This window comes from Mesorhizobium sp. M4A.F.Ca.ET.090.04.2.1 (genome assembly GCF_003999085.1).
Lineage (GTDB): Bacteria > Pseudomonadota > Alphaproteobacteria > Rhizobiales > Rhizobiaceae > Mesorhizobium.
In genome coordinates, this window is record NZ_RZOT01001029.1 from 1 (window position 1) to 438 (window position 438).

Below are 438 nucleotides of genomic sequence, written 5' to 3' on the forward strand. Positions count from 1 at the left end.
GGCCGTGTTTGTCGACGAATTTCATCGCATGCGAGCCGGGCTCGGCATTGACGATGTAGTTTATGTCGCCCTGCCGCCAGACGGTGATCGCCTTGGTGCGGTGCTTCGCCACCGCGACATAGCCCATGCGGGCGAAGAGCTCGGCGAGCTTGGCAGGCTCGGGATGCGCGAACTCGACGAATTCGAAACCGTCGGTGCCGGCGGGGTTCGCCTTGCTGATCCTGGCGGGCGGGGCGTCGTGCGGGAAGGGGCCCATGGCGGTTCTCCGAAGCTGTTGCGGCCGGTCTTGGCCATCTTCGCTCATGATAACGCCGGAGGGCCGCACGGTGCTTGCATTCGAACGCCTGAAATGCTCATGTCATGCGTAGAACGTGCATGATTGGAGGAAAATCCGTGGATAATGCGCGCCTTGATCAATTCGATCGCAAGATACTGGCT

1 pseudogene is annotated in these 438 nt (G+C 61.2%); it reads right to left on the reverse strand.

The features are described from left to right. Positions 1-256, reverse strand: a pseudogene (locus tag EN781_RS33885) (4-hydroxyphenylpyruvate dioxygenase); the annotation flags it as partial. Between the last annotated feature and the right edge of the window lie 182 nt (positions 257-438).